Here is a 21,064-nt window from a genome sequence, read left to right as displayed (position 1 = left end):
TCATATGAATCTATTTTATAACGAAATTGTTGGAGATTATTTATTTATCACATTGGAACCTATCGATGGTCCGTTTACGTATGAAACAAACGGGGATATTATCACGATAAAAAAAGACGACCGTGTCGTTGGATATAATGTTAAGGGTGTACAATCATTAAACCTTAAATCTCAAGGTGAGGTTAAATTAACAGAAAGTCTTGTAGATGAAATCAACGCATTACTTAGAGAGAAGGGGCTTGAAACGCCACTCGAAGTTGATTTATCACCGAAGTTTGTTGTTGGCTATGTAGAATCATGTGAGAAGCATCCAGATGCAGATAAATTAAACATTACAAAAGTGGATGTTGGAACAGAAAAATTACAGATTGTTTGTGGTGCAAAAAATATTGCACAAGGGCAAAAGGTAGTAGTAGCTAAAGTAGGTGCGGTGATGCCGAGTGGAATGATGATCAAAGATGCAGAGTTACGCGGTGTGCCATCAAAAGGAATGATATGTTCTGAACGTGAACTTGGTCTGACTGACTCTGAAGAGAAAAAAGGTATTCTAGTGCTAGATGATCACTATACAATCGGCGAAGATTTCTTCAAAGAGAAGTAGGGTGATAAGATGAGCTGGTTTGATAAATTATTCGGAGAATCAAAAGAAAATACTGAAGATATCAGAACAGAAAGACTGGATACCTCAGAAAATGACGTATATAGGCGCCCTCGTGGAAAGTTTCGTTTTCCGGTTGATGTGGACACTGTTAAGACGAAAGATAGTGATCATAAGACGAGCAAGACAAAACTTGAAAAAAATGATGACCCCTTTATCCCTGTACAAGCGCAGTATGATCATCAAAAGACTTCGTTTGATGAAACATACGTTTCTAGAAGACAGAGAAAAGCAGCTCGTAACCAACACCCAGGCTATAAGGTTGAAACCTCTCCATTAGGAAAGAAACAAGGAGATGATGCTCAAATAGAAAAAGCATCTCGTGTGCATCAGCCCAAGTTTAAAGCTTCAGAAGTACCTTCGGCAATATATGGAACAAAAAGTCGTAAAGATCCTTCAATGTTAAAGGGTCGAGCATCTATTGTCCCTAAGAAAAGTACAGCTACACGTCCTGCGACACCGACACATCGCAAAGAAGATAATACGGTCAATATTGAGAATGTATATGCCTCTCAAATAGTTGCTGAAATCAGAAAAGAGCGTGACAAGAAAATTCAGCGTCAAAAAGATTTTCAGGAAGAGCGTAGAAAACTTGCTGACCAGCAAGAAGCGTTAAAATCTATGATTAACCACGAAACGGTTGAACAAGAAGCTGAAGAGAAGAATGTTTTAGAGGATAATGTGCTTGCAGTTGATGATGTCGTGCAATTATCAGAGGATGTTATAACGTTATCTGAAGAAGCATTAGTCACTGATATTGAGGTTCAAGCGCTTAGTGAGACGCCAATTAAAGTGAATATCAGCGATGAGGACACAGAGGTTAAACTGAACTCCGGTGAATCGTATACTTTCAGTTCACGTGAAGATGAGACTTTCATGGAAGAAAATATTACTTTTGAAAGTACTGAAGAGGCAGCAGAGACTATACAGGTAGATGAGGAAGTATTTGACGATGTATCTTTTGAGACGGAAGATGAGATGACTGAAACGATTGAAGTTGAAGATGAAACCGATAGCGAAACAGATGAAACTGTTGAAATATCAGAAGAGGATGAAGGTCCTGTTTCGTTAGAACCTGTGCTATCACCTGACACTAAGAAAGAGAAAGTCACTCCATTTAATGTAGTCATGACACCAAGTGATAAGAAGCGTTTAATGCAGCAACGAGAAGAATCGAAATTATCGCCAGCAGAAGTAAAAATCAAAAGCAATGAACCGCTAGAAGAAGTACTAGAGGAGCATCCTGAGACACCTGCTGAGCTACAGGAAGCTGAGGATGAAAGGAAGCTAAGACAGTTCAAGCGCAAAGGACCAAAGTATCTTCTTCCACCTGTCAGCTTACTGAATCCTGCAGATAATATGGAACGAGATGAATCATGGGTTGAAGAACATAAAGCGCAGCTTGATGATGCGTTCTATCATTTTAATGTGCCGGCAAAAGTAGAGAATGTCGTCGTCGGTCCTTCGGTTACACGATTTGAACTTTCGGTAGAGAAAGGTGTAAAGGTTTCGCGCATCACGAATCTTCAGGACGATATTAAAATGGCGTTAGCAGCCAAAGATATCCGAATAGAGGCACCGATTCCTGGTACTTCGCTTGTCGGTGTTGAAGTACCGAATGTTGAAACGCGTAGCGTCAACTTAAGTGAAATTGTCTTCAGCAAGAAGATGAAATTCTCTGATAGTAATCTGTCTGTCGCGCTCGGAGCTAGAATTAATAACGAACCGATGATTATGGATCTTGCGAAGATGCCGCATGGTTTAATTGCCGGTGCTACAGGCTCTGGTAAATCTGTGTGTATCAACTCAATTCTTATTTCACTGCTATATCGTAATAATCCTAATGAATTGAAATTATTACTGATTGATCCTAAAATGGTCGAGCTTGCGCCATATAATGATTTGCCGCACTTAATTGCACCTGTTATTACTGATGTTAAAGCAGCTACAGAGAGCTTAAAATGGGTTGTCGGTGAGATGGAACGCAGATATCAGATGTTTGCAGATGTCCATGTACGTAACATTACTGCTTATAACCAGAAAGTAGTCTATCAGGAGAGAATTCCGAAGATCGTTGTCGTGATTGATGAATTAGCAGACTTAATGATGATGGCGCCACAAGATGTGGAGCATTCCATTGCACGAATTGCTCAAAAAGCACGTGCAGCAGGTATTCATCTGATACTTGCTACACAACGTCCTTCAGTCAACGTAATCACAGGATTAATCAAAGCGAATGTGCCGACACGCATCGCATTTATGGTATCTTCTTCTGTTGACTCCAGAACAATACTTGATTCTGGTGGCGCTGAGAAATTGTTAGGAAACGGTGATATGCTGTATCTTGGGAATGGGATGAATAAGCCGATTCGAATACAGGGAAGCTATATTTCCGATAGTGAGATTGATGAAGTTGTAGGCTATATTAAGTCTCAAGGGAAACCAAACTATCTCTTCCATGAGAAGACTTTGCTGAAGAAGTTATCAGAGCAGCCGAAAGATGAACTGTTCAATGATATTTGCAACTTTATGGTCGAAGAAGGGCATATTTCGACTTCTCAAATACAAAGACGCTTCCAGATAGGCTATAATAGAGCAGCGCGAATTATCGATCAACTGGAAGAAATGGGTTATGTCAGTGGTCAGAATGGCTCTAAACCAAGAGATGTGCTGATAACAGAAAAACAAGAAGAATATTAGGAGATGAATTTATGACTTTATATCATTTTGTTGGTATTAAAGGTTCAGGAATGAGTGCGTTAGCTCAAATACTATTTGATATGGGTGAAACGGTACAAGGATCAGATATCGAGAAAGAATTTTTTACAGAGAAATCTTTAAGAGAAAAAGGAATAACAATACTGCCATTTAATCAGGAGAATATTAAAGAAGGTATGACAATCATTGCCGGTAACGCATTTAATGATGACCATGAAGAAATTGTGCGTGCACATGAACTTGGACTTACTGTAACTCGTTATCATGACTTTCTAGGCAACTTCATGGGTCAATATACATCTGTGGCAGTTACTGGTTCTCACGGTAAGACGTCGACAACTGGACTGTTATCTCATGTGATGAATGGTGACAAGAAGACTTCTTACCTTATTGGTGATGGTACAGGGATGGGGATGCCTGGTAGTGAGTATTTTGCATTTGAAGCCTGCGAATATCGCAGACATTTCTTAAGCTATTCACCGGATTATGCGATTATTACAAATATCGACTTTGATCATCCCGACTACTTTGCATCGATGAGCGATGTGTTCAATGCATTCCAGGAGATGACGAAGAAGGTTAAGAAAGCAATTGTAGCTTGTGGTGACGATGAGAATTTAAGAGATATCGTAGCAGATATCCCGATTTATTACTATGGCTTTAAAGAAGATAATAAAGTCGTTGCAAAGAATATGAAGACGACCCCACAAGGGACACAGTTTGAAGTGTATATTGACGGAGAATTGTTTGATACGTTTGTTACTCCAATGTATGGAGATCATCAAGTACTGAATGCACTTGCTGTCATAACAATCTGTCACCTAGAAGGACTGGATAACGCAGCTGTAAAACATGCTTTAAGCACATTTGGTGGCGTTAAACGTCGTTTTAGTGAAAAGGTACAGGACGAACAGATTCTTATCGATGATTATGCACATCATCCAACTGAGATTAAAGCGACGCTACAATCTGCACATCTGAAATATCCTGAGCGTAAAGTCATCGCAGTATTTCAGCCGCATACATTTTCACGTACAAGTGCATTTCTTGAAGATTTCGCAAATAGTTTAAAGCTTGCAGATAAAGTATATCTCTGTGATATCTTCGGTTCAGCACGTGAAGATAGTGGGGAGCTGACAATCGGTGACTTGCAAATATTGATTCCAGGTGCTGAACTGATAAACGAATCCAACGTCAATCTGCTGAAACAATATAAAGATGCAGTGGTTATCTTTATGGGTGCAGGAGATATACAGAAAATTCAAGTCGCATATGAAAATTTAAAATAGTATGATATGATGTTTATTAATAAGGTATAAGGGTAATTTAGAGTATAACAAGTTAATAATTTTAGGAGGCGTTTTTATGGAATGGATTTTACCGATTGCAGGTCTAATCGCTGCGATTGCATTTTTAATTCTATGTGTATTCATCGGAATCACTTTATTATCAGTGAAGAAGAATTTAGATCATGTAGCTAAAACTTTAGATGGTGTTGAAGGACAAATTCAAGGAATCACTCGTGAATCAACAGATTTACTTCACAAAACTAATCGTTTAGCAGAAGATGTTCAGGATAAATCTCAACGTTTAAATTCAGTTGTAGATGCAGTGAAAGGTATTGGTGATTCAGTACAGAACTTAAACAGTTCAGTTAATAATGTTACATCATCAATTACGCATAACATCTCGCAGAACGAAGATAAGATTTCTCAAGTTGTTCAGTGGTCAAACGTTGCAATGGAAGTTGCTGATAAATGGCAGATGAGAAAGCAACGTCGTGGTACTGTAAATTTTAATGATGATATTTATCGTACACCACAAAATAACTTTAATGAAACACATACAACAGGTGATCATTTAGATCAGGATAAAATTAATGCAGGTTTAAAGTAAACCGCTAAGGGAATGTACATTATGTACATTCTTTTTTTAGGAGGGAATAAGATGGAAACTTATAATAGAGATTTACATACACATACAGTTAAAGAATACGAAGTGAAAAAGGATACAACAGCACGTGACTTTTCATTAGGACTTGTCGCAGGACTTGCAGTGGGGTCATTTATCGGTTTACTCGTTGCTCCAAAATCAGGTAAAGTACTGCAAGAAGAACTTGGAGAAAAGGTAGAAGTATTAAAATCAAAATCTATACAATCATATACTGATCAAATTAAAAATGCTGAAAGCTTTAAAGAGAAAGCTGTTACATTTAACGCAGATCTTTCTAAGGAGAATCAAAGCGATCTAGAGCTTCAGAAGAGAGCGATTAAAGCTGAGGTGAACGATGATACTTTGAAGCAGCCAGATGCAGTTGTGGATAAAGCATTAACGCCAAACAAGGACGAAGCATTGTTAGAAAACAAAAAAACTAAGCATATTGCTGACAATCTATCCCCTAAAAACAAATAATCACAAAATATCTTTGTAATATGATAAAATAGTAGGCCTAAAGTCTACTATTTTTTTAATTTTAAAATAAAAGAGGTCAAACGATGAACGATTTAAATGCATTACGCGAAAACATTGAAACATTAAACATTGAAATATTAAAGCTGTTAAGCGAACGTGGTGAAATTGCAAAGCAGATCGGACAAGAAAAACGTAAGCAAGGCACTGCAATCTATGATCCCGAACGCGAAAAACAAATGATTAATAAATTGCTGGATTTAAATGATGGTCCATTTGATGACAATGTTATCAAGCAGTTATTTAAGGAAATATTTAAAGCTTCAACAGAATTACAGAAGTCTGAAAGTGAGAAGCATCTTTTAGTCTCACGTAAGTTAAAACAAGAAGATACTATTGTTACATTCGATAACGGGGGCATCATCGGTGCAGGTACAAAGTCATATGTATTTGGACCATGTTCGGTAGAATCTGCAGAACAAGTTGAAGCAGTCGCTAAAAATCTCCATGACAAAGGTGAAAAATTTATTCGTGGTGGCGCATTTAAGCCAAGAACTTCTCCGTATGATTTCCAAGGACTAGGAGAAGAAGGATTACAAATTCTTCACGATGCGGGTAAGAAATATAACCTCAACGTTGTCAGTGAAATTGTCAATCCAGCGCATTTTGAACTTGCAGACCAGTATGTTGATGTATTCCAGATCGGTGCGCGAAATATGCAGAACTTTGAACTCCTTAAAGAAGCAGGACGTACAAATAAACCCGTACTTCTTAAGCGTGGACTGAGCGCAACGATAGAAGAGTTTGTCTATGCAGCCGAATACATCTATGCACAAGGCAATTCAAAGATTATTTTATGTGAGCGTGGTATTCGCACGTATGAAAAAGCAACAAGAAATACATTAGATATTTCTGCCGTACCAATATTAAAGCAAGGTACACACCTTCCTGTATTGGTAGATGTTACACATTCAACGGGACGTAAGGATATTATGCTGCCGGTAGCTCGTGCTGCACTCGCAGTTGGTGCAGATGGGGTGATGGCTGAAGTACATCCAAATCCAGCCGTTGCATTAAGTGATGCCGGTCAGCAGATGGATTTTGAAGAGTTCGAAAATTTCTATAAAGCGTTAAATGAATTTAAAAGTAAATTTTAACAATAAAAAATTTGCTTAAAATAATCATTTAGAATGAAAAGTCTTTGAAAACGTGTTAGAATAATAAATAAAACGTTTTCAGGAGGAAAAAATGACCGTAACAATATATGACGTAGCACGCGAAGCGAAAGTATCTATGGCCACTGTATCTCGTGTCGTAAATGGCAATCCAAATGTGAAGCCTGCGACAAGAGATCGCGTAAATGAAGTGATTGAACGTCTGAACTATCGTCCAAATGCAGTCGCACGTGGGCTAGCAAGCAAGAAGACTACAACAGTTGGGGTAATCATCCCGGATATTTCTAATATGTATTATTCAGAACTTGCACGTGGATTAGAAGATATCGCTAAGATGTATAAATATCAGACAATCATTTCAAATTCTGATAATGATGCATTAAAAGAACAAGAAATCTTTAATAACTTACTGTCAAAGCAAGTTGATGGCATCATATTCTTAGGGGGGACACTCTCTGAGAAGACAGCAGAGATGATACGTAAATCGAGTGTACCTGTGGTATTATCAGGGACACTCGATCAAGATGAAAGCTTACCTTCAGTGAATATCGATTATGTGGATGCGAGTAGAAAAATTACCCATAAATTCATAGAAGCAGGTGTGAAACGATTTGCATTTGTTGGTGGAGGATATTCTGAAAAAGCACAGATCGATGTATTAAGTGGAATGAAATCATTGCTCGGCGAACATGCGATTGAATTACCGGAATCAGCTCAATATATAGGGGCTGAACAATATTTAGATGGTGAGAAGGCATATAGAGTGATTAAAGAGACGAATCCTGAAGTTATACTATGCATTAGTGATGAGCAGGCGATTGGTATCGTACATGCAGCACAGGATGACGGAAGAGTTATACCTGATGATTTACAGGTCATCAGTTTTAACAATACTCGATTAGTGAAAATGGTACGCCCGAAGCTTTCAAGTGTAATGCAGCCATTATATGATATTGGTGCTGTGGGGATGCGTCTTTTGACTAAATATATGAACGATGAGCCGATTGAAGATCAGAAAGTCGTTCTACCTTATAGAATAGAATATCGTGGAACGACGAAATAGAAATTAAGGACCTTGCGTATGCGAGGTCCTTAATTTATGGGTTGGTAAAGTGGCTCGTAAAATAAAAACACGAGCACCTAGTAATGCTGTACGATACGTGCCATCATCATTTTATTTTTTTCTTCGATATCGCGTCTTCTAGGTATGACTCGATACCCTTGTAGATCTTCATTCCATGTTTTTGGCATCTTTACTTGTGTTTTACTTTGCCACATCGTAATCCAGTCATCTGGTATTGCACCTTCTAAATAACTGCGTCCGAGCATCGCATTATATACTTGTGCCCAGGCGAGTGGTGCGACTTGAAAGATATTATAACCGCCACCTCCGACAGCAATCCACTTTCCATTTGTATATTCATTTGCTAATCGAAGGACGATTTGTGGGATGTGCTGATATGTCCTGTGTGTACAAGAGAGGTGTGTCAATGGATCAAGATAATGTGCATCCGCACCATTTTGACTTAATATAATATCCGGTTTAAAGAATTCACATGCTGCGCGTAAACTTTCTTCAAAACATTCTAGAAATGAATCATCTTCAGTATAGGCATCAACAGGTATATTCATACTGTATAAATAACCATCACCTTCACCTTTTTCAGTAATGGCACCAGTTCCTGGGAACAAGTACCGACCTGTCTCATGAATAGAGTAGGTCATCACCTGATTATCGCTGTAGAAAGCAAACTGTACGCCATCACCATGATGTGCGTCGGTATCGATATAGAGCACACGTTGTTTATATTTACGTTTCATATATTCTATAGCGACTGCAGAATCATTATAGATACAAAATCCTGAAGCACGTCCAGTGAAGCCGTGATGGAGCCCACCACCAAAGTTACATGCGGTATGATCGATACCAGTCATAACAATATCGCATGCAGTAAGCGTTGCGCCTACTAACAACGCGCTCATTTCATGCATATCTTTAAAGTTCGGTGTATCATTTGAGTTAAGTCCAAATTTATCACAATCACCGGCACTCAGTTCTCCGCGTCCTGCCTTTTTTACAGCTTCAATGTATTCTGGCTGATGAATGAGCATCAGTTCTTCATCTGTTGCAGTACGGGGCTCAACGATATCTTCTGCGCGCAGCAGTGATAAGCTTTCAAGCAGTGATTTCGTAAGTAACAGGCGCATCTGATTAAACGGGTGATCATCACGAAAGCGGTATTTCAGCAAGTTCTTTGAGTAGACGAATTTTGTCATAGGCCGCTTTCGAAAGGATCAAGTACTGTGAATCCTTTCTTCTCCAGATCAAATATCGCAATATTTGGATTCATTGCAAGCATGCGTAACGTCACAATTTTCTTACCGACCTGTGCTGTATCCCGGAATACGAGAATACTCTCGATACTGATCTTATGTCTATGAAATACTTCCGTGACTTCGTGCATAATACCCGGTTCATCAGGAATGCTAATCTGTATTGTTGTACCTGGACGTGTTACACCGGTAAGCTCAATAAATGTATTGAGCATATCTTTACTGGTTACAATGCCCACAACTTTCTCGTTTTGTACAACTGGAATGCTGGCGATAGATGCATCATAAAAATCAACTGCAATATCTGCCACAAAATCAAGAGGGTGGCATGTAATCACATTTTTTTTCATAATCTGTGAAATCGGGACATTATAATCAATTGCTTCATCATGTTTTAATAGTGACGGCAATACTTCTTTTATTTCACGATCTGAAATAATACCTTGCAAATGCTGTTCATCGTCTACAACCGGTAAATGGCGAATGTTCTTATCATTCATCAATGCGATGGCCTGAGCGATAGAACCTTCTGTATTGAATGTAATACATGGTGATGTCATAATGCGTTCTACTAACATAATTACCCTCCTATAAGAAAAAGCGATTCTGGAATCTAATATTATCGAATGTCTGTATCTGATCATTTGTAATGCGTTTGCCTATTCTTGCCATCAAGCAGTTGGCCGGATGACTTGTAATTTCAGGATCATCTGTAGAGAATACTTCCATGCCACCAGCAGCCATCATCTTCTGCATAATTTTTTTATATTCGAATACATCCAGGCCACTGTTCTTTAAATCCCAATGCCAATAATATTCGGTCGTAATAATGATATAATCTTCCATCGCATCATCTTGCATTGACAGTTCAAGCATGGCCTTACCAAGGCCCATTGCACGATACTGTTCACTAATTTCTATCGCGCCAAGCTCTAATAGATAAGGTAAGTTTCCATCACTCCATCGTTCTAATGGATCTGGATATAGATAAGTTGTATATCCGATAATATTGTCACCATCTCGGCATATAATGATACGTCCTTCCTCGAGGTCTGCAATTTCCTGAATTGCTACAAATTGTTCTTTCGGAATTCTGAATGCAACGAGACCCTCATCAAATGTATATTTCTTTAAGGTATCACTGTCTATTGGGCCTTCGACGATAATTGATTTTCCGTTAGCTTCAACTGTGCGTTTATAGTAAGTTTTAGTATGCTCCATAGTCACTCCTTGAGAAATAATTTTATATTTTGAAAAATCAGTCAACTTTATTATATAATATAAGAGTAATAATGAAAACGATTACATAGGGGGATTTTAAAATGAAGACAGAAATTTTTGAAGCAGTTCAAGGTGATCACAATCTATCTAACTACGAGGAAGTGTATAACAACTTTGACTGGAAGGAAGTTGAGAAGAACTTCTCATGGCATAATACAGGAAAAGTTAATATGGCTTATGAATGCATTGATAAACATGTCGATAATGGTAAAGGGGATAAAGTAGCGTTACACTACAAAGATGCAAATCGCGAGGAATCATATACTTTTGAAGAGATGCAGCGCAATTCAAATAAGGCTGCGAATGTGCTCGTTCAGGAAGCGGGTGTTAAAAAAGGAGACCGTGTATTTATCTTTATGCCACGCTCTCCCGAACTTTACTTTGCCTTTTTAGGCGTTCTTAAGATTGGTGCTATCGTAGGGCCATTATTTGAAGCATTCATGGAGAAAGCAGTACGTGACCGCTTAGAGAATAGTGAAGCGAGTGTCATCATTACAACGAAAAGTCTACTCGGGCGTATACCAAAAGACGAATTACCACACTTAAAACATATTGTTGTAGTAGATAAAGATGTAGAGGAAGGATATATCGATTTCAATGCTAAGTTTGAGTCTGCATCAGATGAATTTGAAATTGAATGGCTGACACTGGATGATGGTTTAATTCTTCATTATACTTCTGGTTCAACTGGACAGCCAAAAGGAGTGCTTCATGTACAGAATGCAATGATCCAGCACTATATTTCTGGATACTACGTATTAGACTTAAAAGAAGATGACATCTACTGGTGTACAGCAGATCCAGGATGGGTTACAGGGACGAGCTACGGTATATTTGCACCATGGTTGAACGGTGTGACAAATGTAATCGCAGGTGGAAGGTTCTCTCCAGAAGGATGGTATAAGACGATACAGCAATTTAAAGTGACAGTGTGGTATTCTGCACCGACAGCATTCCGTATGTTAATGGGTGCAGGGGATGAAGTGATTAACAAATTTGACCTTTCGAGCTTACGTCATATACTGTCTGTCGGTGAACCTTTGAATCCTGAAGTAATTAAATGGGGGCACAATGTATTTAAACTGCGTATTCATGATACGTGGTGGATGACAGAAACAGGAGGTCATATGATTGTGAACTATCCTGCGATGGATATTAAATCTGGTTCGATGGGTAAACCATTACCTGGCGTTATTGCAGCAATCGTTGATAATGAAGGAAACGAGCTTCCGCCAAACCGTATGGGAAACTTAGCGATGAAATCAGGATGGCCATCGATGATGAAAGAAATTTGGAATAATGAAGCGAAGTATAAATCATATTTCTTACCAGGAGACTGGTATATTTCAGGTGATTCTGCATATATGGATGAAGATGGCTACTTCTGGTTCCAGGGACGTGTAGATGATGTTATTATGACGGCGGGAGAACGTGTAGGCCCATTTGAAGTAGAATCTAAGCTTGTAGAACATCCAGCGGTACAAGAGGCGGGTGTTATCGGAAAGCCGGATCCGGTTCGCGGAGAAATCATTAAGGCATTTATTGCACTTCGTGAAGGGTATGAAGCAACAGATGAACTGAAAGAAGAAATTCGCGTGTTTGTAAAAGAAGGACTTGCAGCACATGCCGCACCTAGAGAAATCGAGTTTAAAGATAAGCTGCCGAAGACACGTTCAGGTAAGATTATGAGACGTGTACTTAAGGCATGGGAACTAGATTTGCCGACGGGTGATTTAAGTACGATGGAAGATTAATATTTGAAGGTCAGAACGATGATGTTCTGACCTTTTTTAGTGTGGTAACACAGACACAGAACGCGTGCGGTATTTTATTATAATTTTAAGAATTAATAATAGAAAACATTCGACAATGTGAAAGCGTTATCTTATTATTAGGATGTAAAGACACTTTAAATGATTAGGAGAATGTTAAAATGACGAAATATTTATCAGATTTAGAAATTGCTAATCAGGCAACGATTAAACCGATTGCTGAAATCGCTGAAGCTGCAGGTATTCCTGATGATGCGGTTGAGCAATACGGGCATTATAAAGCAAAGATTGACACTTCTAAAGTGACTACAGATAAGCAAGGTAAAGTAGTACTTGTGACTGCGATGAGTCCAACACCGGCTGGTGAAGGTAAATCAACAGTCACTGTAGGTATTTCAGATGCATTTAAAGCGTTAGGTAAGAACGTTATGGTAGCTTTGCGTGAGCCGAGTTTAGGTCCGGTATTTGGTATGAAAGGTGGAGCGACTGGTGGGGGTCGTGCACAAGTCTTACCGATGGAAGAAATTAATCTGCACTTCAATGGAGATTTACACGCCATCACAACAGCAAATAATGCATTAGCAGCATTTATCGATAATCATATTTATCAAGGGAATAGATTAAATATTGATCCACGTCGCGTTGAGTGGAAGCGTGTCATCGATATGAATGACCGTGCATTACGTCAAGTGGTTGTTGGTCTTGGTGGTCCTTTCAAAGGAGTACCCCGTGAAGATGGTTTCGATATCACGGTAGCAAGTGAAATCATGGCTGTATTCTGTCTTTCAAACAATATTGAAGATCTAAAAGAAAACCTAGGAAAAATGACAATCGGTTATACTTATGACCGCAAACCAGTTACTGTTAAAGAATTAGGAGTAGAAGGTGCCTTAGCATTAATCCTTAAAGATGCATTAAAACCAAACTTAGTACAAACAATCGAAGGTACACCTGCGCTTATTCACGGTGGACCGTTCGCTAATATTGCTCACGGATGTAACTCAATCATCGCAACGAAGACTGCACGTAAATTAGCAGATATCGTTGTTACTGAATCAGGATTTGGTTCAGATTTAGGTGCTGAGAAGTTCATGGATATTAAAGCGCGTAAAGCAGGTATACAACCAGATGCAATCGTTGTAGTTGCTACTATCCGTGCGCTTAAGATGCATGGTGAAGTTGCAAAGAATGAGCTTGGAGCTGAAAATGTAGAAGCATTAAAATCCGGTATTCAGAACCTAGAGAAACATATCGAAAACTTAAATCAATTTGGTGTTGAACCAGTTATCGCTTTAAATAATTTCGTTACGGATACAGATGCTGAACGTGAATTTGTTATTAACTGGGCAAAAGAACATGGTGTGAAATTAGCATTAACTGAAGTATGGGAACATGGTGGTGAAGGTGGTAAAGATTTGGCGAACTTAGTATTAGAAGTGCTGGAACAACCACAAAACTTTAAACCATTATATGACCTATCGTTACCAGTTGAAGAGAAAATCCGTACAATCGTTCAAAAGATCTACGGTGCAGATGATGTAGTATTCACTGATAAAGCGAAGAAACAATTAAAAACAATCGCTGACAATGGCTGGAATGAATATCCAGTATGTATGGCGAAGACGCAATACTCATTCTCTGATGATCCTAAGAAACTAGGTCGTCCATCTGGATTTGAAATTACAATCCGTGAATTAATTCCTAAGACAGGTGCAGGATTCATCGTTGCATTAACAGGGGACATTATGACCATGCCTGGTCTTCCAAAAGAACCGGCAGCACTGCGTATGGATGTAGATAAAGAGGGTAATGCAGTAGGTTTATTCTAATAGAATATTACTCAAGTGATGATAAATAATAAGAAGAACCGATCAGTATAGAAAGCAATACGTTTCTATACCGACCGGTTCTTTTTTAGTTTCTCTTTTTCTTTTGCGTATTTTGTTTCGATTTCGTAAAGATCTTACTTTTTGTTGCAGGGTCTAGCTTAATACCAAGTCTATTCAATACATCAGGAGTATCTAGTGTTTTCTGAGTTAAATCAGTTTTGTCAGATACGAGACTTTCTTTTGTAGATTCACCAGATACACAGCCGGATGTGCTATTCGTAAATTGACAGATGCTTTGTTTTGTTACGCTCTTTGGCTGGTTAAATCGTTCACCGACACCCATCTGGGATTGATCGATTGATGAAATCTGATTGGCGATATCACGCCATAACTTGAGCTGGTAATGATTTTCTTCATCAAATGTAGTTGGAACATCATAGCCCATCCAGATACCCATTGTTACTTTAGGGTTATAAGCAACAAACAGACTGTCTTTTGCATCTTGAGTCGTACCTGTCTTGCCGGCCCAGTCCTGATTATATAGGAAGGTACCTTTCAATGAATAAGCACTACCAGTATCGAGTACGCCACGTAACATATCAGTCGTCATATAAGCGGTAGATGCACTATAAATACGCTCTGGTTTTGCTTCATGCTGATAGATGACTTTGCCATCTTTAGCTTTAATACGTTCGATCATATAGCTTTCTTGATAGTTTCCTCCATTGGCTAAAGTCGAGAAACCATCCACATTATTTTTAAGCGTGATATCTGTCGCACCGAGTGCTAATGATAAGTTTTCCTGTTCAGATCCTGGAATATTAAAGTCCATCTTGTTTAATAATTCCCATGGCTTCTTATCCTGAATACTAGAATATAGTCTTAAAGTACTTAAGTTTAAAGAATTCTCTAACGCATAACGTGTTGTCACATTCCCGTATTCCATACGAGCATAGTTTTCTGGTTCATAACCATTGTAATTAAACTTTTTATCGAGCAGCATCGTCTCTGGCGCCGTAATGCCATACTCCATTGCAGGAGCATAGGTTAATAATGGTTTGATTGTAGATCCTGGAGAACGTTTCGTTTTCATTGCGTGGTTATTTTGTGACTTATCGTGATCTCGGCCACCAATAAACGCGATAATTTTACCTGTCTTATTTTCTTTTAAAAGGACACCGACTTCTTGGCTCAATGTCTTTGTTTTTCCGCCTGCCTCTACTTGTCGGTCATAAGAATAATAGTTAGGATTATCTTTAACTGCATTCATTGCATCGAAAATGGGTTTATTAATTGTAGTTTCTACGATATACCCATCGTTACGTACAGCACGTTCTGCGATACCCTTATACTTTTCTTGAAGAACGGGTGTTTCATCAAGTTCTGTCTTTGAAACATTATCCTTTGAAGCAAAGTGGTATTTCAGAATATCTATAGCTTCATCTTCAACTTCTTGGGTCAGGAAAGGATATTTTTCGTTTGGCGTCTCTACATCTTTCGTAAATGACTTAACGATGTTAAATGATTTTGCTTTATCATATTCTGTTTTACTGATCTTATTTTCCTGATACATACGTGACAGAACATATTGCTGTCTTGTCAGCCCATATGCAAGATCATCTTTAGACTTGACTGAACCGTCCTGCAAAAAGGGTGTATATGTATAAGGATTTTGTGGAAGGCCTGCGATATATGCAGCTTGAGCGATGTTAAGCTCGTTTGCTTTAACACCGAAAATCCCTTGAGCAGCCGCTTCGATTCCAGCGATGTTCTGACCATTCGTGTTGCGACCAAAACTGACGACATTTAAATAAGCTTCAATAATTTCATCTTTCGTCAGTGCTTTTTCTACTTTAAAAGAAAGCATCATTTCTTTGGCTTTTCTTTGGAAGGAAGTTTCATTTGTTAACAGCTGATTCTTGATAAGCTGCTGTGTTAAAGTACTGCCGCCACTCGTCGCGCCAGTGTTAAGAAATTCTTGAGCAGTTGCTCGTATAAAAGCTTTCGGTACGATACCTCTATGGCGATAGAAACTTTCATCTTCAGTAGCGATCAATGCATCTTTCACATGAGGGCTCATATCTTTAAGCTTAATAACTTGTCGCTGTGTATCAGCGTTTAAATTACCAAGTGATTCTCCCGAACCGAAATATACAGTTGTACTTTGTGTCATCTCATAAAGTGATTTCTTCAGTTCACTGTTAGACTTTACCGGCTCATCTTTTACTAGTGCCAGGAAATAGCCGCTACCGATCCCAAGCATGAGCGTAGCGAATAAAATGCCTGCTGTGATTAGAAAGAGCAGTGTTTTTGAAACAGTTTCATAAAGGCCATTAAAGATAACGTAGGGGGTAAATTTAATGTTTTTGAATCCTTCCTTATAGCCTATAAGCTGACGCTTAAATTTATCTTTGTATGAAGTTTTGTTTGCCATATTTTTTCCTCCTGAATATTTTTTTAGTATATCATAATTTCAGGTTCTTGACTTCACTCATCCAATTTTATACACTAGTATCATAATTGATTTGAAACTAAATATAAAGACTTTTCGGGACAAGTAATGATTGAACTTGAATTTAGAGACTTAGTGGGTGGTGAAAACTAAGCATGTTCTTTGATGAATACACCTGATATGTGGAGTCTACGTCATAATGAGCGTTTTCATTAATAAAGTGATGAGTAATCATAAGTTTGGTGGTACCGTGCATTCAAGCACCCTTACATTTGTAGGGGGGCTTTTTTATTTTAATTAAGAGGAGGAAATTAATATGACAAGTGCATTATTAGAAGATTTAAGATGGAGAGGTTTAATCTATCAGGAGACGAATCCTGAAGAAATGGAAGCTTTGCTGAATAAGGAATCGGTAAGCGTATACTGTGGAACGGACCCGACTGCAGATAGCCTGCATATCGGCCATCTCCTTCCTTTCATGACTTTAAAACGATTCCAGGCACATGGACATCGCCCTGTCGTTCTCATTGGGGGCGCTACAGGAATGATTGGCGATCCATCTGGGAGAACAGATGAGCGTACACTGCAGACATTAGCGCAAGTTCAGCATAATGTCGACGGTATCAGCAAACAGATGGAGCAGTTATTTGATTTCGGTACTGAAAATGGTGCAATTCGTGTAGACAATAAAGACTGGCTTGGTGAAATTGATCTGTTGACGTTCTTAAGAGATTACGGAAAGCATGTCGGTGTAAACTATTTATTAAATAAAGACAGTATCGCATCTCGTCTTGAAACAGGGATTTCTTTCACAGAGTTTACTTATACAATTCTGCAGGCCATTGACTTTGGACATTTAAATAAAACATTGAACGTTAAGCTCCAGATCGGTGGCAGTGACCAGTGGGGTAATATCACAAGTGGGATGGAACTCATGCGACGTATGTATGGCGAAGTTGAAGCTTATGGTATGACAGTTCCTTTAGTTGTAAAATCTGACGGCAAGAAGTTTGGTAAATCGGAAGGAGGGGCCATTTGGTTAGATCGCACGAAGACGACACCTTATGAGTTCTACCAGTTCTGGATCAATACACCAGATAGCGATGTTATCAAGTTTTTAAAATACTTTACCTTCTTAAGTAAAGAAGAGATAGATGCTTTAGAAGCATCCGTTGAAAACGAACCGCACTTGCGTCTTGCACAAAAACGATTAGCCGAAGAGGTAACGAAATATGTCCATGATGAATCTGCATTAGAAGAAGCAGTTAATATTACAAACGCTTTATTCAAAGGGGATTTAAAGGCTTTAACAGCGGATCAGTTACGCACAAGCTTTAAAGATGTGCCACAGGCAAAAGTTACAACAACAAATCTCGTTGAATTATTAATAGAAGCGGGCATCTCTCCAAGTAAACGTCAGGCAAGAGAAGATATTACAAACGGTGCGATATCGATTAACGGAGAGAAGGTTCAGGATGTTGCGTATGAAATCGTAGCGACTGACAAGATTGAGGGTGAGTTTACGATTATTAGACGTGGCAAAAAGAAATACTTTATGATTATTCACTAATACACTGACTATGTTTACAGTCCATGTATTTAGGGTAAAATTAAGTAATTTAAGGTAAAGGAGAAATGCAATGAAAAAGTTATTAGTACCGGTGATCGGTCTCATCGTATTATTATTAGTAATCGGTAGTATGTTGATCGGTCCCTATAATAAACTTGTTGATTTAGATACAGAAGTTGAAAAATCTCAAGCGAAGATTGATACGCAGTTACAACGTCGTCTTGATTTAATTCCTAATTTAGTTGAAACAGTTAAAGGTTACGCAAAACATGAGGAAAAAGTATTCAAAGATGTCTCTGATGCACGTGCGAAATTAGCAGGTGCAAATACAATGGAAGAAAAAGCAGAAGCGAACGCACAAGTAAGCTCAGCTTTAAGTCGACTAATCGCAATTCAGGAGAACTATCCAGAACTTAAAGCAGATACACAGTTCACAGGGCTTCGTGATGAACTTGCAGGTACAGAAAATCGTATCGCAGTAGCACGTAATGACTATAATGATATTGTTACGGAATATAACAAAGTCGTTAAACGTTTCCCAGGTAGTGTCGTTGCCGGATTATTTGGATTTGAAAAGAAAGAGTTCTTTAAAGCTGATAGTGCTGCAAAAGATGCACCAAATGTAGATTTTAATTCTGATAAGGATTCTGAGTAATGAAGAGATTCACGATATTTTTCGCGAGTCTTATAATCTTTCTTACAGCACTTCCGGTTAGTGCAGCTGAACCATTACCGAAACTTGAGCAGCCGAGGTTCGTGCAGGATCATATCGGTATTTTTAAGCAGCAGGAAAAAGATGCATTAAACCAAAAAGGTGAGACGCTTCACAGTGGTACGACTGCTGAAATCTTGCTGATGACAATGCCAAGTATCGGACAGGAAGTTAAAGAAGATTATGCACTACGCGCAGGTCGTGAATATGGGGTAGGAGATAAGGATAAAGATAATGGTATCGTTATTTTGCTGAATCTCGACAATAATAATGAAAATAACAATCGTGGTATAGAAGTGATGGTAGGCCCCGGCCTACAAGGTGTGCTGAACGACGCTAAAGTAGGACGTATGATTGATACATATGCGATGCCTGATATTCAAAAAGCGATGCAGGCAGACCCAGATGCTAGCAATGAAACGTCTCGACGCTATTATGCGCAGGCGATGACTAAACTTTATAATGCAATATTTGATGAAATCAGTAAGAGCTACGGCTTTGATGGTGAAAAGTATACACGTGATACACCCATTGCTACACAAGACGATAGTGTTGGTGATATCAGTGTGTTTGAAATTATCATCGCAATATTCTTCTTATACTTGATTCTCTCTATGTTCTTCGGTGGTGGAGGACGTGGCGGTGGTGGCGGTGGACGTCGATCCACTGGCCCTGTCATCTTCTTTCCGACTGGTGGAGGTTTCTCATCTGGAGGCTTCTCTGGTGGAGGTTTCTCAGGCGGAGGATTTGGCGGTGGCGGTTTTGACGGCGGTGGCGCTGGTCGAAACTTCTAAATAAAAAATTCGGAAATGTTATGAACCCTAAAAAATTCAACTTTAGGGATACACTACATTTCCGGATTTTTTTATTTGCTATTTGTACTTCTTAAAGTCATCGTAACTTCTGTTTTCTTATCTTCTCTATAAACAGTAAATTTCACTTTGTCGCCTGCTTTATGATGTGTATAAATATAATTTCTAACGTCGCTATCACTTTCAACCTTATGTCCATCGATAGCAGTGATGACATCGCCTTTATTGAACTTTGTACGAGAAACGCTGTCAGTTTGTGCTACAACAACACCTTCAGTTTGTGTTATTTTAAGTTCTTTCAGATACTCAGCTGGAACATCATTGATTCCTACCAGTCCAAGCCCCATATATGGACGTTCAACTTTACCGTTCTTAACAAGCTGTTCAATAATCGTCTTAGTGTCATTTGATGGAATAGCAAATCCAATCCCTTCCACTTGATTGGCAGATATCTTCATGCTGTTGATACCGATCAGCTGACCACTTGTATTAATTAAAGCACCACCAGAATTCCCGGGATTAATTGCTGCATCCGTCTGAATAACTTTGACGCTAGCGTTACCGGCAGAAGTTTCTACTTTCATTGTACGTTCCTTTGAGCTCACGATACCTTCTGTTACTGTACCAGCAAGTTCAAGACCTAATGGATTACCAATCGCATAGACAGGTTCGCCAATTCGAATCTTAGAAGAGTCGGCAAAGGCCACGGGTTTAATATTTAGCTGACCTGTTACTTTGAGTACAGCGATATCGGTCAAAGCGTCTGTACCCATTAGTTCAGCATCTATCGTTTTCCCGTTTGATAATTTAACCTTCAATTCTTTAGCGCCTTCAACAACGTGGTTGTTTGTAACAATATATGTATTGTTCCCATCAACTTGATATATTACACCTGAACCTGTTCCTGCAGGTGTAATATCGGTAGATCGATTGCCTGATAGGATATCATAGATACTGCTAGGTGCCTGCTGCATATTGATAACGCCGACAATTGCAGGAGAAACTTGTTCCAGCATTTGAGAGAGATTTGAAGTTGATTTGGAAGTTGTTGTATTATCAACTGTGACTGGAGAAATTGTTTCTGTTTCATCGTGTGAGAAATACTCTGGTAATTCAGTCACACCAAGCGTGAGTACAGATCCAACGACACCAGCAAGCACCATCTTTAAGAAGCCGGCTTTTTGTTTCTTTGGGTGTTGTGTTTGTAGATGAGAGTTTTCATTGTAATATTCATGATTTTGTTCCATAGCTACCTCCATTTGCTGCGATACAAAAAGTATAATCCCATTAAAATCAGAGTTCAAGCAAATGCACTCTTCAAAATATATTAGGTTATGATAAA

General features: G+C 38.8%; 17 protein-coding genes. 12 read left to right on the top strand and 5 right to left on the bottom strand.

Annotated elements, in window-relative coordinates:
• Nucleotides 1–4 precede the first annotated feature (4 nt).
• The 7 genes from ytpR to ccpA all read left to right on the top strand — a co-directional run bounded on the left by ytpR (nucleotide 5) and on the right by ccpA (nucleotide 8,023).
• Complete coding sequence (ytpR, locus tag QNJ52_RS04885; RefSeq protein WP_219492719.1) at nucleotides 5–601, top strand: YtpR family tRNA-binding protein; 597 nt, start codon at nucleotides 5–7, stop codon at nucleotides 599–601.
• Nucleotides 602–610: 9 nt separating this feature from the next.
• Nucleotides 611–3,358, top strand: coding sequence for a DNA translocase FtsK (locus QNJ52_RS04880; RefSeq protein WP_283721994.1), 2,748 nt, complete (start codon nucleotides 611–613; stop codon nucleotides 3,356–3,358).
• 11 nt (nucleotides 3,359–3,369) lie between these two features.
• On the top strand, nucleotides 3,370–4,665 hold the full coding sequence (gene murC, locus QNJ52_RS04875; protein ID WP_219492715.1) for a UDP-N-acetylmuramate--L-alanine ligase: 1,296 nt from the start codon (nucleotides 3,370–3,372) through the stop codon (nucleotides 4,663–4,665).
• Between the two features lie 76 nt (nucleotides 4,666–4,741).
• Nucleotides 4,742–5,272 carry a DUF948 domain-containing protein gene (locus tag QNJ52_RS04870; protein ID WP_099483672.1) on the top strand — a complete coding sequence of 177 codons (531 nt, stop codon included), beginning with the start codon at nucleotides 4,742–4,744 and terminating at the stop codon, nucleotides 5,270–5,272.
• A gap of 51 nt (nucleotides 5,273–5,323) precedes the next feature.
• Complete coding sequence (locus QNJ52_RS04865) at nucleotides 5,324–5,788, top strand: YtxH domain-containing protein (protein WP_219492714.1); 465 nt, start codon at nucleotides 5,324–5,326, stop codon at nucleotides 5,786–5,788.
• Nucleotides 5,789–5,871: 83 nt separating this feature from the next.
• The gene (locus QNJ52_RS04860; protein WP_219492711.1) at nucleotides 5,872–6,942 is read left to right on the top strand and encodes a bifunctional 3-deoxy-7-phosphoheptulonate synthase/chorismate mutase; all 1,071 of its coding nucleotides are present in this window, start codon (nucleotides 5,872–5,874) and stop codon (nucleotides 6,940–6,942) included.
• 91 nt (nucleotides 6,943–7,033) lie between these two features.
• Nucleotides 7,034–8,023: a catabolite control protein A gene (gene ccpA / locus QNJ52_RS04855; protein ID WP_219492709.1), complete on the top strand. Its 990-nt coding sequence runs from the start codon at nucleotides 7,034–7,036 to the stop codon at nucleotides 8,021–8,023.
• A 77-nt stretch (nucleotides 8,024–8,100) separates the two neighbouring features.
• Here ccpA and QNJ52_RS04850 read toward each other — a convergent pair whose 3' ends face one another.
• The 3 genes from QNJ52_RS04850 to QNJ52_RS04840 are packed head-to-tail and all read right to left on the bottom strand — an operon-like array spanning nucleotide 8,101 to nucleotide 10,515.
• Nucleotides 8,101–9,237 carry an acetoin utilization protein AcuC gene (locus QNJ52_RS04850; protein WP_219492707.1) on the bottom strand — a complete coding sequence of 379 codons (1,137 nt, stop codon included), beginning with the start codon at nucleotides 9,235–9,237 and terminating at the stop codon, nucleotides 8,101–8,103.
• The gene (locus tag QNJ52_RS04845) at nucleotides 9,234–9,872 is read right to left on the bottom strand and encodes a CBS and ACT domain-containing protein (protein ID WP_219492705.1); all 639 of its coding nucleotides are present in this window, start codon (nucleotides 9,870–9,872) and stop codon (nucleotides 9,234–9,236) included. Before QNJ52_RS04845 ends, QNJ52_RS04850 begins: the two co-directional genes overlap by 4 nt.
• Before the next feature lie 10 nt (nucleotides 9,873–9,882).
• Nucleotides 9,883–10,515 (bottom strand): GNAT family N-acetyltransferase, encoded by a 633-nt coding sequence (locus QNJ52_RS04840; RefSeq protein WP_219492702.1) that lies wholly within the window; start codon nucleotides 10,513–10,515, stop codon nucleotides 9,883–9,885.
• A 101-nt stretch (nucleotides 10,516–10,616) separates the two neighbouring features.
• Between QNJ52_RS04840 and acsA the strand changes: the two genes are divergently transcribed.
• On the top strand, nucleotides 10,617–12,329 hold the full coding sequence (gene acsA, locus QNJ52_RS04835) for an acetate--CoA ligase (RefSeq protein ID WP_219492700.1): 1,713 nt from the start codon (nucleotides 10,617–10,619) through the stop codon (nucleotides 12,327–12,329).
• A 179-nt stretch (nucleotides 12,330–12,508) separates the two neighbouring features.
• Complete coding sequence (locus QNJ52_RS04830; protein WP_219492698.1) at nucleotides 12,509–14,176, top strand: formate--tetrahydrofolate ligase; 1,668 nt, start codon at nucleotides 12,509–12,511, stop codon at nucleotides 14,174–14,176.
• 85 nt (nucleotides 14,177–14,261) lie between these two features.
• Here the strand turns inward: QNJ52_RS04830 and QNJ52_RS04825 are convergent, their stop codons facing one another.
• Complete coding sequence (locus QNJ52_RS04825) at nucleotides 14,262–16,610, bottom strand: transglycosylase domain-containing protein (RefSeq protein ID WP_219492696.1); 2,349 nt, start codon at nucleotides 16,608–16,610, stop codon at nucleotides 14,262–14,264.
• 334 nt (nucleotides 16,611–16,944) lie between these two features.
• On the opposite strand from QNJ52_RS04825, the gene tyrS reads away from it, so the two are divergent.
• The 3 genes from tyrS to QNJ52_RS04810 all read left to right on the top strand — a co-directional run bounded on the left by tyrS (nucleotide 16,945) and on the right by QNJ52_RS04810 (nucleotide 19,704).
• Nucleotides 16,945–18,198 (top strand): tyrosine--tRNA ligase, encoded by a 1,254-nt coding sequence (gene tyrS / locus QNJ52_RS04820; protein WP_219492693.1) that lies wholly within the window; start codon nucleotides 16,945–16,947, stop codon nucleotides 18,196–18,198.
• Nucleotides 18,199–18,268: 70 nt separating this feature from the next.
• Complete coding sequence (locus QNJ52_RS04815) at nucleotides 18,269–18,853, top strand: LemA family protein (RefSeq protein WP_219492692.1); 585 nt, start codon at nucleotides 18,269–18,271, stop codon at nucleotides 18,851–18,853.
• The gene (locus QNJ52_RS04810) at nucleotides 18,853–19,704 is read left to right on the top strand and encodes a TPM domain-containing protein (protein ID WP_219492690.1); all 852 of its coding nucleotides are present in this window, start codon (nucleotides 18,853–18,855) and stop codon (nucleotides 19,702–19,704) included. The genes QNJ52_RS04815 and QNJ52_RS04810 overlap by 1 nt, the downstream gene beginning before the upstream one ends.
• A gap of 71 nt (nucleotides 19,705–19,775) precedes the next feature.
• Here the strand turns inward: QNJ52_RS04810 and QNJ52_RS04805 are convergent, their stop codons facing one another.
• Nucleotides 19,776–20,969 carry a S1C family serine protease gene (locus QNJ52_RS04805; protein ID WP_241427448.1) on the bottom strand — a complete coding sequence of 398 codons (1,194 nt, stop codon included), beginning with the start codon at nucleotides 20,967–20,969 and terminating at the stop codon, nucleotides 19,776–19,778.
• Between the last annotated feature and the right edge of the window lie 95 nt (nucleotides 20,970–21,064).

It is taken from the genome of Macrococcus sp. S115, assembly GCF_030067655.1.
Classification (GTDB): Bacteria; Bacillota; Bacilli; order Staphylococcales; family Staphylococcaceae; genus Macrococcoides; species Macrococcoides psychrotolerans.
This window is presented reverse-complemented; position numbering and strand designations above follow the sequence as displayed.

Bases quoted from the DNA above. Each gene is read 5' to 3' on its own strand.
- ytpR (WP_219492719.1), top strand. From the start codon at position 5: ATGAATCTATTTTATAACGAAATTGTTGGAGATTATTTATTTATCACA.
- QNJ52_RS04880 (WP_283721994.1), top strand. From the start codon at position 611: ATGAGCTGGTTTGATAAATTATTCGGAGAATCAAAAGAAAATACTGAA.
- murC (WP_219492715.1), top strand. From the start codon at position 3,370: ATGACTTTATATCATTTTGTTGGTATTAAAGGTTCAGGAATGAGTGCG.
- QNJ52_RS04870 (WP_099483672.1), top strand. From the start codon at position 4,742: ATGGAATGGATTTTACCGATTGCAGGTCTAATCGCTGCGATTGCATTT.
- QNJ52_RS04865 (WP_219492714.1), top strand. From the start codon at position 5,324: ATGGAAACTTATAATAGAGATTTACATACACATACAGTTAAAGAATAC.
- QNJ52_RS04860 (WP_219492711.1), top strand. From the start codon at position 5,872: ATGAACGATTTAAATGCATTACGCGAAAACATTGAAACATTAAACATT.
- ccpA (WP_219492709.1), top strand. From the start codon at position 7,034: ATGACCGTAACAATATATGACGTAGCACGCGAAGCGAAAGTATCTATG.
- QNJ52_RS04850 (WP_219492707.1), bottom strand. From the start codon at position 9,237: ATGACAAAATTCGTCTACTCAAAGAACTTGCTGAAATACCGCTTTCGT.
- QNJ52_RS04845 (WP_219492705.1), bottom strand. From the start codon at position 9,872: ATGTTAGTAGAACGCATTATGACATCACCATGTATTACATTCAATACA.
- QNJ52_RS04840 (WP_219492702.1), bottom strand. From the start codon at position 10,515: ATGGAGCATACTAAAACTTACTATAAACGCACAGTTGAAGCTAACGGA.
- acsA (WP_219492700.1), top strand. From the start codon at position 10,617: ATGAAGACAGAAATTTTTGAAGCAGTTCAAGGTGATCACAATCTATCT.
- QNJ52_RS04830 (WP_219492698.1), top strand. From the start codon at position 12,509: ATGACGAAATATTTATCAGATTTAGAAATTGCTAATCAGGCAACGATT.
- QNJ52_RS04825 (WP_219492696.1), bottom strand. From the start codon at position 16,610: ATGGCAAACAAAACTTCATACAAAGATAAATTTAAGCGTCAGCTTATA.
- tyrS (WP_219492693.1), top strand. From the start codon at position 16,945: ATGACAAGTGCATTATTAGAAGATTTAAGATGGAGAGGTTTAATCTAT.
- QNJ52_RS04815 (WP_219492692.1), top strand. From the start codon at position 18,269: ATGAAAAAGTTATTAGTACCGGTGATCGGTCTCATCGTATTATTATTA.
- QNJ52_RS04810 (WP_219492690.1), top strand. From the start codon at position 18,853: ATGAAGAGATTCACGATATTTTTCGCGAGTCTTATAATCTTTCTTACA.
- QNJ52_RS04805 (WP_241427448.1), bottom strand. From the start codon at position 20,969: ATGGAACAAAATCATGAATATTACAATGAAAACTCTCATCTACAAACA.